Annotated in this window: 11 protein-coding genes and 1 tRNA gene; 7 read left to right on the forward strand and 5 right to left on the reverse strand. The window is 71.8% G+C overall.

What is annotated here, in order from left to right:
- Positions 1 to 340 precede the first annotated feature (340 nt).
- Entirely contained in the window at positions 341 to 523 is a 183-nt protein-coding gene (locus IE97_RS42175; protein WP_030242708.1) for a hypothetical protein, read from the reverse strand.
- A gap of 561 nt (positions 524 to 1,084) precedes the next feature.
- Here IE97_RS42175 and IE97_RS0120825 point away from each other — a divergent pair.
- From IE97_RS0120825 to IE97_RS0120835, 3 genes are all read left to right on the forward strand, one after another.
- Complete coding sequence (locus IE97_RS0120825; protein WP_030242711.1) at positions 1,085 to 1,576, forward strand: GNAT family N-acetyltransferase; 492 nt, start codon at positions 1,085 to 1,087, stop codon at positions 1,574 to 1,576.
- Positions 1,577 to 1,770: 194 nt separating this feature from the next.
- On the forward strand, positions 1,771 to 2,208 hold the full coding sequence (locus IE97_RS0120830; protein ID WP_030242714.1) for a DUF485 domain-containing protein: 438 nt from the start codon (positions 1,771 to 1,773) through the stop codon (positions 2,206 to 2,208).
- Positions 2,205 to 3,818: a cation acetate symporter gene (locus IE97_RS0120835; RefSeq protein WP_030242718.1), complete on the forward strand. Its 1,614-nt coding sequence runs from the start codon at positions 2,205 to 2,207 to the stop codon at positions 3,816 to 3,818. The genes IE97_RS0120830 and IE97_RS0120835 overlap by 4 nt, the downstream gene beginning before the upstream one ends.
- A gap of 118 nt (positions 3,819 to 3,936) precedes the next feature.
- Here IE97_RS0120835 and IE97_RS0120840 read toward each other — a convergent pair whose 3' ends face one another.
- The 3 genes from IE97_RS0120840 to IE97_RS0120850 form a co-directional block, all read right to left on the reverse strand.
- Positions 3,937 to 4,821 carry a hypothetical protein gene (locus tag IE97_RS0120840; RefSeq protein ID WP_037834113.1) on the reverse strand — a complete coding sequence of 295 codons (885 nt, stop codon included), beginning with the start codon at positions 4,819 to 4,821 and terminating at the stop codon, positions 3,937 to 3,939.
- Between the two features lie 241 nt (positions 4,822 to 5,062).
- Positions 5,063 to 7,984 (reverse strand): SUKH-4 family immunity protein, encoded by a 2,922-nt coding sequence (locus IE97_RS40555; RefSeq protein ID WP_078603322.1) that lies wholly within the window; start codon positions 7,982 to 7,984, stop codon positions 5,063 to 5,065.
- An 8-nt stretch (positions 7,985 to 7,992) separates the two neighbouring features.
- Complete coding sequence (locus IE97_RS0120850) at positions 7,993 to 8,997, reverse strand: SMI1/KNR4 family protein (RefSeq protein WP_030242724.1); 1,005 nt, start codon at positions 8,995 to 8,997, stop codon at positions 7,993 to 7,995.
- A 351-nt stretch (positions 8,998 to 9,348) separates the two neighbouring features.
- Between IE97_RS0120850 and IE97_RS0120855 the strand changes: the two genes are divergently transcribed.
- Both IE97_RS0120855 and IE97_RS0120860 read left to right on the forward strand, forming a co-directional pair.
- Positions 9,349 to 9,894: a YwqJ-related putative deaminase gene (locus IE97_RS0120855; protein WP_030242726.1), complete on the forward strand. Its 546-nt coding sequence runs from the start codon at positions 9,349 to 9,351 to the stop codon at positions 9,892 to 9,894.
- A 106-nt stretch (positions 9,895 to 10,000) separates the two neighbouring features.
- Positions 10,001 to 10,495, forward strand: coding sequence for an SUKH-3 domain-containing protein (locus IE97_RS0120860; protein WP_030242728.1), 495 nt, complete (start codon positions 10,001 to 10,003; stop codon positions 10,493 to 10,495).
- A gap of 21 nt (positions 10,496 to 10,516) precedes the next feature.
- On the opposite strand, the gene IE97_RS0120865 is transcribed toward IE97_RS0120860, so the two are convergent.
- Complete coding sequence (locus IE97_RS0120865; protein ID WP_030242730.1) at positions 10,517 to 11,815, reverse strand: sensor histidine kinase; 1,299 nt, start codon at positions 11,813 to 11,815, stop codon at positions 10,517 to 10,519.
- A gap of 168 nt (positions 11,816 to 11,983) precedes the next feature.
- Here IE97_RS0120865 and IE97_RS0120870 point away from each other — a divergent pair, with 168 nt between their 5' ends.
- Both IE97_RS0120870 and IE97_RS0120875 read left to right on the forward strand, forming a co-directional pair.
- Positions 11,984 to 12,844: a hypothetical protein gene (locus IE97_RS0120870; protein WP_030242733.1), complete on the forward strand. Its 861-nt coding sequence runs from the start codon at positions 11,984 to 11,986 to the stop codon at positions 12,842 to 12,844.
- A gap of 23 nt (positions 12,845 to 12,867) precedes the next feature.
- Positions 12,868 to 12,938, forward strand: a tRNA-Gln gene (locus tag IE97_RS0120875).
- Positions 12,939 to 13,034: the final 96 nt, after the last annotated feature.

Below are 13,034 nucleotides of genomic sequence, written 5' to 3' on the forward strand. Positions count from 1 at the left end.
AGGGGCCCCGCGCCCTGGTGCGCAGCGCAGTCTTTTCCTGTGGAAAACCCCACCCCCGCCGGTGTGCACAACCGCCCCCCGGCGGCGTAAAGCCAGGTTAAGGACGACCCCCGCCGCGTCTCGTCCTCCGGCGGTACGAACCCTCCCCAGGTCGTAGTACGGAGGTACCCCTAGGGGCAGTCCACCGAAGGGTGGAGACGGTCTCAGGGTTCGCTCCACCCGACGGCCCGTTCAGCCTCCACCCTGCCGCGACGTCAGGGTCAAGCGGGACACATCCGGGTGGCGGTTAGGTGCAAGGGGCAGGCAGAAGCGACGGGCTGCCGCTCCCGGCGCCGTCCGGTCAGGGCAGCCGGACGGAGACCTCGGGATGCGAGGGTGACGGCCCGTCGAACAGCGGCTGGGAAACCCCCTTCAGCTGCAGATCGAAGAAGGCGACGACGTACGCCCTCGTGAGGGCCGCCGAGCGCTCGAACGGGAGGGAAGCGGTATCGGGGATACCGACCAGTTCCCCGAGGAGGGGCACGTCGGTGGGCCGCGGAGCGCGCCCAGGTCCGCACCCCGCTGATGGTCTCGGGCGGCACGGTGGCGTCCGGGGCCCTCGCCTCCAGCACCATGCGGGCCTCTTCGGCGGTCATGTAGGGGGCCCGTGGTCCGGCCGTTCCGGGCCGGGCCGGGTAGTACATCGACACCATCAACTGGCGTGCGCCGGCGGACGGTACCCAGGGGTCCGGGCGGTCGGCGTCGACGAGGTGGAGCGTGTCACGGCCGACGGTGTGCGGGCCGGTGGGACGGGGCAGTTCGGCGCGGGCATCCGACGGCGGTGCGTCTAATGGGGTCGCCCTGGCATCGGGGAGCAACGGCGCGGTCGACGCCGGTCCCGCGGTGACGACCGGCAACGACAGGGCGAGCGCGAGCACGGCGGCGGCAGCGGCCCGGCCGGGGGCTCCGTTCATTTCCATGCCGTGGACGGTAGGCGGCGGCCCGCAATCCGGCATCGGCTCAGGGTGGCACGGCGTGTAGTCCCCTGGACCGACGGACCCGGCCGCCCCTACGACCGCGATCGGGCGCCCATATCCTGTGCCCCATGGTGAAGTTGGAGCGCCTTCGGGCCGACCATGCCGACGAGCTGCTGGCCTTCGAGCGGGAGAACCGCGCGTACTTCGCCCGTTCCGTACCGGACCGCGGGGACGCGTACTTCACGCCGGCGGGGTTCGCCGAGCGCCATCGCGCCCTGCTGGAGGAGCAGCACGCGCGCGTGTGCCACTTCCATGTCGTCCTGGACGACGACGGCACCCTGATCGGCCGCGTGAACCTGATCGACGTTCAGGACGGCCGCGCCGAAGTCGGTTATCGCGTGGGCGAACGCGCTGCGGGCCGGGGCGTGGCGACGGCGGCTGTCGCCGACGTGTGCCGGCTGGCTGCCGGCGAGTACGGGCTGAACGCCCTCACGGCGGTCACCACGCTCGGCAACCTCGCTTCCATGGCCGTCCTGACCCGCAACGGCTTCACGCACGTGGCGGACACGATCGTGGGCGGCGACCCGGGCGTCCGTTACGTCCGGCACCTCGGACACTGACAGGGCGGGACCGGCCGTTCAGGTCCAAGTTAACGCGGGTAACACCGGTGGTGGAAAAGGTAAGCGCATACCGACCAATCAGTTTGGCGAAACCCTCGCGCGGCACCAGTACTCCGAAGTAACGTGCGTGGCCGCCCTCCCCCACCTCCCTGCGGTCCGCCGCACCGGAACCTGCCCTCGCAAGGAGCACCGGGATGTCCTACGACCCGCCGCCGCCCTACCGCCCCTACCCACCACCCGATTCGTCCCCCTCCTACGACACCTACCCCTGGGCGCCGCAGCCGGAGCCCGAACCGGCCGGGAGGCGGCCCCAGCGCCATGCGGCGCTCGGGCACCACAGCGACCTGCGGACCCTGCGCAGCGCCTACCGCTGGCAGCGGCGCGTGGCCACACTCACGGCACTCGGGTACTTCGTCCTGTTCCTGCTCCTGTCGGCGTTCGCGCCCTCCTTCATGACGGGCACCGTCACCGACGGCCTGCCCACCGGCCTGCTGCTCGCGCTCCTCCAGGTCCCCGTCACCTGGCTGGCGATCGCCCTCTACGAGCACACCGCCCGCCTCCGTGTCGACCCCATCGCGGACCGGATACGCAAGCAGGCCGAGCTGGACGCCAGGCGGGAGGGGACCCGGTGACCACCGAGTTCAGCGGCAACGCCCAGGCGATGTCCCTGGTCGGCTTCTCCGCCGTCGCCACGATCACGCTGCTGCTGTGCGTGATGACGGGCCCGGACCGGGACGACCTCGACGAGTTCTACACCGGCTACAGCTCCCTGTCCCCCATGCGCAACGGCCTGGCGATCGCCGGCGACTACATCTCCGCCGCGACCGTCCTCGGCACCGGCGGCGTGATCGCCCTGTTCGGCTACGACGGGACCGTCCTGGCCCTCAGTACCGCCCTGTCACTGATGCTGCTGATGTTCCTGCTGGCCGAACCGCTGCGCAACGCGGGCCGGTTCACCATGGGCGACGCGCTGACCCGCCGGATGCCGGGACGCGGCGCCCGCATCGCGGCCTGTGCGGTGACCCTGGCGGCGCTGCTGCCGCTGATGCTGGTGCAGTTGGCGGGCACCGGGCAGCTGATGGCGTTCATCCTCGGCTTCTCCGGCGAATCGCTGCAGACCGGCTGCATCATCGGCGTGGGCGCGCTGATGATCAGCTACGCGGCGATCGGCGGCATGAAGGGCACCGCCCTCATCCAGATCCTCAAGATGGTGATGCTGCTCGGTTCCGGCCTCGTGGTCGCCGTACTGATCCTGAACCGCTTCGACTGGGATCCGGGGGCCCTGTTCACCGCGGCCGCCGACAACAGCGGCGTGGGCTCGGCGTTCCTCTCCTCGGGCCTACAGTTCGCGGGCGGGCCCAGCCCCGAGCTGGACATGATCACCGCACAGCTGACGGTGGTCCTCGGCGGCGGCGTCCTGCCGCACGTCACCATGCGCATGTACACCGCCTCCAGCGCCCGGCAGGTACGGCGTTCGATGTCCTGGGCGGTGTCCGGCGTGGCCCTGTTCGTCCTCGTCATCACGGTCGTCGGCTTCGGCGCGACCGCCCTGGTCGGGCGAGCGGTCATCGCACAGGTCGACCCGCAGGGCAACACGGCCTATCTGCTGGGTTCCCAGGCGGTGTTCGGCGCGGACGTGTCGGCGGCGGAGACCTTCCTGTTCACGACGGTCACCACGGCGGTCTTCCTCACGCTGCTCGCCTCCGTCGCCGGGATGATCCTCGCCTGCGCCAACTCCCTCGCGCACGACGTCTTCGCGGCCCGGGTCCAGGAGATGTCCGCGCGCCGGGAGATGACGCTGGCCCGGCTCTCGGCACTGGCGGTGGGCATCCCGGCGATCCTCCTGGCCACCCAGGTACAGCACCACAGCCTGCAGCCCCTGGTGACGCTGTCGTTCTGCCTGGGCGCCTCGGCCATCGCACCCGCGCTGGTCTACAGCCTCTTCTGGCGCCGCTACACCCGAACGGGCCTGCTCAGCACCCTCATCGGCGGCTCGCTGGCCGTCCTGCTGCTGATGCCCGGCACCAACCTGGTCTCCGGATCACCCGTCTCGGCGTTCCCCGACGCCGACTTCAACTGGTTCCCGTTCACCACCACCGGCCTGGTCTCCATCCCCTTGGGCTTCGCCTGCGGCTGGCTGGGCACGCTGGCCTCCGGCCGCCGGAAGTCGGAGGAACAGCGCCACGAGTACGAGGCGGTGGAGAGCTTGATCCTCGCGGGGGCGGTACGCAGGAACCGCTGACGGCAACGACCCCGGCCGGCGGCGCCCCCGAGTCCGCCCCGGGCACGACAGGGCACGGCAGCCGACGGCATGCCGTGCCCTGACTCCGCCCTGGTGGGACCTCGCCGCCCACCACACGTCACTCCGCCGTCTGCCCCGCCCACAACGACAGGCTGGCGTGGATGCGGTCGATGTGCGCGCGTACGTCGTCCGCGTGCCGGGCGTGCTCGCGGAGCAGGCGTTCCGTCTCGCGTTCGACGGCCGCCGCCCGCTCATGGGCCTCGGCGACCACTTCGGCGGCCCGCACCCGGGCCTCTTCCTGCCGGTCCCGGGCCGAGATCTCCGCGTCGGTGAGGGCCTGCTGCGCCTCGGACAGTGCCCGCTCGGCGCGTGCCTCCGCCTCCGCGCACCGCGCGTCCAGCTCCGCCACCCGGGCGGCCTCCTGCTGCTCCGCCTCGGCCCACCGCTCGGCGCGTTCCTTGTCCCGCTCTGCCAGCATCCCGGAGGTGCGCAGCCGCATCTCACGCAGCGCGCCCAGCGCCTCGCTCCGCTGCCCCTTCGCCTCGCTCCGGGCCGCGAGCAGGATCTCGTCGGCCTCGGCGCGCGCCGCGAGGAGCAGCTGCCGGGCACGTTCGTCGGCGTCGGCGGCCACGGAGTCGGCTTGCGCCTGCGCGGACTCGCGCACCTCGGCCGCGGCCGCACGCGCCTCGTTCACGCACTGCCACGCCTCCTGGCGCGCCCTCTCCCTCACGGCCTCGGCCTCCTCCTGACCGAGTTCGAAGAGCCGCCTGGCCTGCTCGCCGAGCGACTCGTAGGTCTGCGGCGGCAGCTGCGCCACGACCTCCCGCAGCTGTTCCAGCTCCGCGTCCATCTGCCGGGCGAGCACCGTCAGCCGGGCAGCCCGCTCCCAGGCCGCGTCACGACCTGCCGAGAGGGCCCCCACGTACTCGTCGACCTGCTGGGGACGGTAGCCGCGCCCCCGCACGGCCACGAAGCCGTGCGGAGACGCCGATGAGCTGCTCAACCTGGGGCCCCTCTCCACCACACCGACACGAAGTCGAGTACGAAACGGGATGATTCAGTACATCTTGGTGGATCGGGCGGAAGTGTTCATAACGCGACACTCCGCACCGGGGTCACGGTGAAGCGGCAGACCACCTCGCCCCACAGCGCATCCGGCGAAGAAAGCCCGGCACGAAGAAGCCGGGCCCGGTCGCGTACGAGCGACCGAACCCGGCTCCCAGGGACACGTCAGCGACAGCGCGTCACAGCAGTCCGTCCCACATCTGCTCCAGCAGCACCGACCACCAGCTCTCCGGCGACCCGAGCGCCGCCGGGTCCAGCGCGGCCAGCTGCGCCTGGAAGTCGACCGTCCAACGGCCCGCCTGCTCCTGGTTCAGACCGAACCTGAGCCGCCACATCCGCCCGAGCAGCGCCAGGCAGCGCGCGAACTCCGGCAGCCCCGTGTTCACGAACTGCGGCGGTACGGACGCCCCGCCCGGCCCCGCCTCCACCGGTACGGCGACGATGTTGGCCGTGCCGTACTGCACACAGATCGCCTTGCCGAAGTCACTGCCCATCACCAGGTAGGAACCCGCGTCCGGAGCCGGCTGCACACCACGCTCGGCCGCCAGCTCCGCCAGCGTCGGAACCGGCCGCCCCGGCTGGGCCTGCGCCCAGAAGAAGGGACCCATGTCCATCGGCAGACCGGCCACCACCAGCGTGTGCGCCACGACCGGCGGCACACCCTGCCGGGACACGGCGGCCTGCTCGAACCGGAACACACCCGGCCCGAACGCGGCGCCCATCTCCTGCGCGACGCCCTCCGGCGGAATCGGCGGCACCGCCTGCACCGGCGGCAACGGCGCCCGCACCGGGGCCGGACGCGCCGGGCCGTCCGCCACCTGGTGCAACTCCCCCTGATGAGCCAGCAGTTGCTGCATACCCTGCTGCCGACTCGCGTGGTCCGTGCCGTACGGCGCGATGGACGTGATCCGCGCCTGCGGCCACTGCTCCCGGATCATCCGCGCGCAGTACGCGCCCGGCAGCTCACACGACTCCAGCTCGGTGTGCAGCTCCAGCACCTGGTCCGGGGGCACGTTCATAGCCCGCAGCTCGTGGAAGATCTGCCACTCCGGGTGCGGCGTACCCGGCGCCGAACGCCGGATCAGCTGCTGCTCGGAACCGTCCTGCGCGCGGTAGCGCAGCACGGCCTGGTAACCGGGACCGACCGTCGGCTGCCCGGCGGGCTGCTGGGGATAGCCGTACGCCGGTGGCTGCCCCGGGGCGGGCTGACCGGGCGGCGGCATCGCGCCGGGAGGCATCGCACCCGGCGGCACCGCTCCCGGCATCGCGCCGGGCGGCATCGACGGAGGCCCCCCGGGCACACCAGGAGCACCCGGGGCGCCCGGGGCGCCCGGGGCGGCGGGTGGTGCGCCCGGGGCCTGCGGCGGCGGAGGCACGCCAGGGCCGCCCGCCGGAGGCGCGGCCAGCACGGTCTCCGCGTGGTGCACGGGACCCGCACCGGCGCCGGGCACCCCAGGAGCGGCAGCGGCACCGGGCGGGTTCGGGGCACCGGGCGGCTGGGGCGCGCCCGGCGCACCGTGAGCCCCCGGAGGCCCGGGAGGCGCAGGAGGCGGAGGTGCGCCCGGGCCCGGCCGACCGGAGTCGCCGAACATCGTGGCCGCGTGATGGACCCCGCCGGGAGGCGTGCCCCCAGGCGCACCGGGCGGGTTCGGAACACCGGGAGGACCGGGCGGCTGCTGAGGAGGCTGCGGCGCACCGGGAGGACCGGGCGGCTGCTGAGGAGGCATCGGCATACCCGCGCCCTGCGAGCTTCCCGCGCCCGCGGAGCCCCCAGGAGCACCCTGTCCCCCGACACCACCAGGACCACCGGAACCACCGGGCCCGCCCGGCCCCTCGCCGCCCGGCCCCCCGGGACCCGCAGGCCCCTCCGGACCCACCGCCGACACAAGCTGCGTGGGCACATAACCGCCCGCCGGAGTACCCGGAGCCCCGGGCCCCGACGGCGGAAGCGGACTGCCCGGGCGCGCACCCGGCGTCCCCGGGGCACCCGGCGGAGGCGGCGTGGCCGGATCCGTACCCCGCCGACTCGGCGGCGGCGCCGCCTTGCCGGTGGCGGCATCGGCGATGTCCCCGGCATTCGGGGCGGGCGCCGACGTACTCCCCGGCGCACCCTGCGGATAGCCGTACGGCTGCCCACCCCCCGGCGCAGGCGGAGGAGTGCTGCCCTGCGGCGCACCACCGGGCGGCCCACCCGGCACACCGCCGGGAGGCGTCCCCGGCACACCACCGGGAGGCGTCCCCGGCCCGCCGGGAGCGGCTCCTCCCGGCCCCTGCGGATAGCCGTAGCCCGGACCAGGCGCGGGCGGAACCGCACCCGGCGCCGGAGCAGCAGCTCCCGCCGCACCAGCAGCACTCACACCGCCCGCGCCCGGCGCACCACCCGGCGCACCCCCCTGGACGCTCGGATCCTCGATCGCCGGCGAGACCGCCGTCGGCGGAAGCTGACTGCCCCCCGACATCAGCGTCGTCCTGGCGTCCGGCGGCACCGTCGGCGGCGTGTCATCGTCGGCCTCACCCAACGGCGGCGCGAAAACCGTCGCGGGCAGCGGCACCGAACGGTCGTCACCCGCATCCGCGTTGGTGTCCGTACCGGCCCAGGGCGTCGCCCCGTCAGGCACACCCGGCGCCCCCTCACCGGAGCCGCCAGCCGGCCCGGAACCACTCCCCCCGGCAGCCGGCCACGACGCGCCACTCCCGGACACGGCATCACCACCCCGCCGATCCGGAATCCCCATCTTGTCCGCGGCATCCTGCAACCACTCCGGCGGAGTCAACAGGAACGACGTCTGGTTCAGATCCACCCGCGCGGGAGGCGCCGCAGCCGGCTCCTCCACCCCGTCCGGACGGCCGTACTCCTCCTCGTACCGACGAATCACCTCACCCACCGGCAGACCGGGCCACAGCGTCGCCTCGCCACTGTCACGCGCGATCACCAGCCGCTGCGCGCCCCCGTCCGACCGCGGCCCGTCCGCACGGTCCTCGGCCCACACCACGAACCCGAGGTCGAACTCCCGCACCCGCACCTCACGATGCTGGTACGCCGGCAGATCCCCGTTGATCCACTCTTCCGCGCGCTCCTGCGCCTGCGCGAAGGTCACCATCGCCGACGTCACTCCCCCACAACCGAAGACGACACCGCGCCCACCGGCATTACACGCGCGAACCCACCGTCCACCATCAAGTTCGCCACCGTCTCCAACTCCGGCGGATTACCGGCCAGCCGGGACAGGAACACATCGAAATCGTCCCCGCACGGCAGCAGCAACCGCTCCACCCGCTCCGCCGGCGGCAGCGACGGATCCACATCCCGCGCGTCGTCGTACGCGCAGAACCACACCGACCCGATCCGGTCACCCCTCACCTTCACGGCCAGCAAACCGCCCTGGACGAAGCCGACCCCCAAATAATCCTTGGTCAGATGGTCACGCAGACACTTGTTCACATACACCAGGTCATTGACCGCCGCCTCGTCCCGCACCGTGAAGAACGGCTGATCGACCAGCAACCCCAACTCCGCGTCCAGCGCGGCCCCCACCGGCGCACAACCCCCCGCCGCCTTCAGAAACGACCGGTACGCACCCGGCAACCGGTAGCCGAGATCCTCCTCGACCCCCTGCACCTGCGACTCCGTCACCGCCACACCCGACTTCGGCAACCCGAAATGCGCCGGACGCGTCTCCTGCAACGGCCGCGTGCCCCGCTTGCCATGATCGACCCCCGACGTGGCCACACCCCCGTGATGCCGCAGCAACGCCTTCACCTCGACCGGAACCAACTCCAGCCGCCGCGTCCCCACCACGTGGTGCCACGTCCAGCCATGCGGCGTCGCCACCGCCGGCACCGTGTCCCACAGCTCATGCCCGGACCCCGCCAACGCCGAATTCGCCGACACGTAGTCCGTCAGCCGCAACTCGTCGACACCGAAACCCTCCGGCGGCTCCGCGATCTCCGCAGCCGCACGCGCGTAAGGCGAGAAGTCGGGGTAACCACGCCCGTCGACCCGCACCCCCCTCGGATGACGGGCCGCCCGGACCGGGTCCGGAAAATGCACGACCTGCCCGGCATAGGCCGCGTTCGGCGGCGCGGCTTGCTGCCCGAGCCGACCTGTCGTCATGGCGGTTGCCCCCTGCGGCACTCTGTACGACCCGTACTGACCACCTTCGGCGCACTACGACCCGTATCGACTGTCACGTCTGCTGTCCCACGACCCCACGGATCACCCTCCGGTTCACTGCATCGAACCCCGAACGGATCACCGCATCACCCGCGGTGCCGACAGCCTATGCGGTACGACCACACCGGTCACCGGCACCGGCCGACGCCCCCTCCGCTTCCGTGACCAGGCGTCACCCCACCGTCACGACACACCCCGGAACGGGCGTGTCATCCCGCCCCAGCTTCCGCACCAGCCACGCCATTTGGCAGTCTGTGACCCCCGGGGGGATGCACGGAGGGGAATACGATCATGAACGCGACGCAGACAGGACCACACACCGGCAGGTCCGCCGACCCACGACACGGCGACCCGAGAAGCGGCGACCCCCGCATCGGCTGGAGCACCACCGAAACGGCCCACGCCCCCGTCCTCCGCCACCGCCGCGACGGCATCCTCCCCACCATCGCCGCCGCCCTCTCCGTCCGCGGCACCACACTCACCGGCACCGCCGCCCGCGGCGACACACCCCCCGCCCTCCACCCCCTCGTCCAGGACTTCCTCGACACCCTCACCAGCGCCCAACGCGACCGCTTCACCGGCCGCTGCGCCGAAACCATCCTCATCTCACGCCACATCGCCGCCGCCGACGCCGCCCGCAGCAAACGCGCCGCCCGCAAACCCATGACCAACGGCGAGGCCCGCAAAGCCCTCAAGCAGGCCAAACTCACCGCCCGCCGCATCCGCGAGGACGGCGACCCCCTCCACGGCAGCTTCGCCGCCCCCTGCCGCGCCTGCACCGCGCTCAGCGCCCACTTCGGCGTCCGCATAGTCGACCCGGCGGACCGAAACAGCTGACGCCACGCACCACCCCACAACACCCGGCACGCGGCCGCACAGCTCACGCCACCCCATGGCCTCACCCCACGGCCTCACTCCATGGCCTCGACGAGACGAAGGGCAGATGCACACCGACCGCACCTCCACCACCCGCTTCGCCGTCCCCGTCGACGCCGCCCTGCGCGCCGCCGGCTGGCAACCCGGACGCTGGGACATCAAACAAGCCGAGATCTGGGCCGACGCCCTCCGCGACCACACCTCACCCGCCGGCCACCGCCACAGCGTCTTCCCCGCCGCCGTCGAAGCCTGGGCCGAATTCGGCGGACTCCACATCAACCCCACCGGCCCCGGCCGCCAGGTCGCCCCCGCCACCTTCCACCTGGACCCCCTGCACGGCCTCCACATGGCCCGCACCCTCGGCGACCTCGGCCGCGCCCTCGGCACCCAGGTCTGCCCCCTCGGCGCCGAAACCGACAACCAGGCCCTCCTCGCCATCGACACCGACGGCCGCGTCTACACCCTCGACCACACCGGCGACTGGTACCTCGGACCCGACATCGACCAAGCCCTCTCCACCCTCATCGCCGGCACCGAACCCACCCGCCTGACAGCCGGCTGACAACAACCACCGCCCCGACGGCTACGACGCCGGAATCACCGCCGACACCCGAAAACCCCCCGCATCCGTCGGCCCCGACACAAACACCCCGCCCAACGCCGAAACCCGCTCCCTCATCCCCACCAGCCCGTTCCCCCCGGACGGCAACCGAGCCGACGCCGCCGCCTCCTCAGGCGGCTCGTTCTCCACCTGCATCGCGATCTCCGACACCCGGTGCGCCACCCGCACATACGTCTTCGCCCCCGCCGCGTGCTTGTGGACGTTCGTCAACGCCTCCTGCACCACCCGATACGCCGTCTGCTCCACCTCAGGCGCATACGACCGCACATCCCCCTCCACCGACAGCGCCACCACCATCCCCGCAGCAGCCGACTGCCCCACCAACTCCTCGATCTCCGCCAGACACGGCCCCTCGTCATCAACCACCCGCGAAGCCGCCGCCGCAGCGGCCACCCCCACCGCCGCCAACGGCACCGAAGCGGCCCGCTCCCGCCGCTCCTCCCCACCACTGCGCAGCACCCCGAGCATCTCCCGCAACTCGGTCAACGCCTGCCGCCCCATGTCCCCCACCAGCGCGGCATTCCTCACCGCCTTCTCCGGATCCTTCCGCGCCACCGCCTGCAGCGCCGCCGCATGCACCACCATCAGACTCACCCGATGCGCCACCACGTCGTGCATCTCCCGGGCGATCCGCGTCCGCTCCTCGTTCCGGGCCCACTCCGCCCGCTCCTCCGCACGCTCGGCCAGCAACTGAAGCTCCCGCTCCAGACTGTCCGCACGCTCGCGCAGACTCTCCATCAACCGCCGCCGGGCACCCACGTACAGACCGAGCAGCACGGGCGGCGCCGTGAACCCCAGCGACATCGTGATGGCGGCGAACGGCACGAACCAGTCCCCCAGCTCCAGATCGCCCCGCGCCATGTCCTGCTGCGTCTTCACGAACGTCACGATGAGCGTCCCCACCAGCGACATCCCCGCCAACGAGGCGATGATCCGCCGGGGCAGCTCGGCCGCGGCGAGCGTGTACAGGCCGACCATGCTCATCACCAGGCCCATCTGGGCGGGCGTGATGGCGATCGACACCAGAACCACCGCGATCGGCCACCGCCGCCGCACGAGCAGCACCGCACCGGCGAGCCACCCGAAGACCACCCCCGCCGCCACCGGGATCCCCGCGTCCCGGGCGAACGGAACGCCCTCCAGCGCGCACTCCAGCGCCGACACCACGGCCAGACTCACATCGAACACGGCACTGCGCCGTCTGGCCCACCACCACGGCCCTCCCCGGGCCGTCACATGGTCTTCCCCCGTCGCGGTCATGCCCTCCAGCCTACGGGCGCCCACCGCCGCTTTTCCGGTGAGTTTCCCGGACTGGCCTGCACCACACTCCGTGACCGTTCGGACGCAATACCACCCGATATCCCTCGAACTGCTGAATCGCTCACCGTTCGACCCCGGAGGCCTCCATTCCGCCCGGACGGTATGCGTATGACACATGCGCCAGGCAAATACGCCGACTTCGAGGGGCTGCGGGAGCGGGCGGTGGCGTTGCGGCGCGCAGGCCTCAGCCGGCGCCAGATCCGCGACCGACTGCACGTGGACAACAACGACATCCTCAACCGACTCCTGGAGGGGGAACCACCACCGGCCTGGACGAAGCGCCCCAACGCGAAGGACGACCTCAGGGAGAAGGCGAGGGAGCTCCGACTCCAGGGCTGGACCTACGACCAGATCCAGGTGGAGCTGGGGTGCTCGAAGAGTTCGATCTCACTGTGGGTGCGGGACCTGCCGAAGCCGGAGCGCAAGCGGACGCCAGAGGAGGCAGCTGCAATCGCGAGGCGCGGCTGGGAGGTCACCATGCGCCTGCGCGACGAAGAGCGACAGCGCACCAAGGAGGCCGCCAAGCAAGCGGTCGGCGCACTGTCAGCGCGCGAACTGTTCCTCCTGGGTGTCGGCCTCTATTGGGCCGAAGGCAGCAAGGACAAGCCCTACGACCGCCGCGAAAACGTCTGCTTCGTCAACAGCGACCCCGGGATGGTCGAGGTGTTCCTGGCCTGGCTCAACCTGCTGGGGGTAGAACGGGACCGACTCCGGTTCACCGTGATGATCCACGAGTCGGCCGACGTGTCGGGCGCCGAGAGGTACTGGGCCAACCTCGTCGACGCCCCCGAGACCGCGTTCAACAAGACGACACTGAAGAGGCACAACCCGAAGACCCGCCGCAAGAACATCGGCGATAGCTATCGGGGTTGCCTGGTCATCAAAGTCCTGAAGGGTGCCGATCTGTACCGTCGCATCGAGGGCTCCTGGTACGGCATAGTGGAGTCCGCACGCAAGGCCGATCAATGAAATCGGACATAGCGTGCACTCCATCCCGGATCGTCTAAGGGTAGGACAAACGGTTTTGGTCCGTTGAATGAGGGTTCGAATCCTTCTCCGGGAGCTCACAGCACACACCAGCCCGGTTCGGGGCCTGACCGATCACCCCGCGGCCAGACCCCACACCCCCACCCCCCACAAAACCCCCCGGTATCCTGCG

Origin of the sequence: Streptomyces sp. NRRL S-455 (assembly GCF_000717875.1) — a bacterium.
In the GTDB taxonomy this organism is placed as follows: domain Bacteria; phylum Actinomycetota; class Actinomycetes; order Streptomycetales; family Streptomycetaceae; genus Streptomyces.